The sequence below is a fragment of the Pontibacter sp. HJ8 genome (assembly GCF_054824225.1).
The window spans coordinates 1-538 of sequence record NZ_JSYF01000380.1 but is presented as its reverse complement, the minus strand read 5'-3'; the positions used below and the strand labels follow the sequence as shown (position 1 = coordinate 538).

The window sequence follows — 538 nt, the reverse complement described above, 5'->3', positions numbered from 1 at the left end:
GCTGGGGTTGCGGCTCACCGTGCCGCTGCCCACCGTGTTCACGGCCAGGTTGTACTCCTCAGACGGAGGTGGTGTTTCCCCGCTTTCGGTGATGGTAAAGGTGATGGTCCGGGAGGTGCCGGCTATACCTGTGGCCTTGCTTCCCGTGTAGGGAGTAGCTTTAAGGGTATAGGTGCCGGCTGCAGGAGGGTTCCAGTTGCCATAGTAATAGTTGCCCTTCCCGTCATCGCCGTGCAGGGCATAGGGGACCTGGTTATCGGTATAGGTTTTGCTCTGGGTGCCGCTCAGCTCGAGCTTGACGCTGCCTACCGAAGCAGGTGAAGTGTTGGCCCGGATATTGAGTTTGGTAGATGGCAGCGAGCTCAGGACGATCACGTCGCCATCTGCCAAGGCCTGGATGTCCCGTTCGTTGTTGGCATTGACCAGGGTGAAGCCGGTGACCTCTTCCTGGCTCTGAAGAGCGGTGAAGGTAGCGGTGATGGTTTTGTTGCTGTTCATAGTCACCGCCAGCGGATTGGCCGAGCCGGTCGCATCGCCG

At 59.3% G+C, this 538-nt stretch carries 1 pseudogene; it reads right to left on the bottom strand.

The features are described from left to right. Positions 1-538, bottom strand: a pseudogene (locus tag OB13_RS15865) (hypothetical protein); the annotation flags it as partial.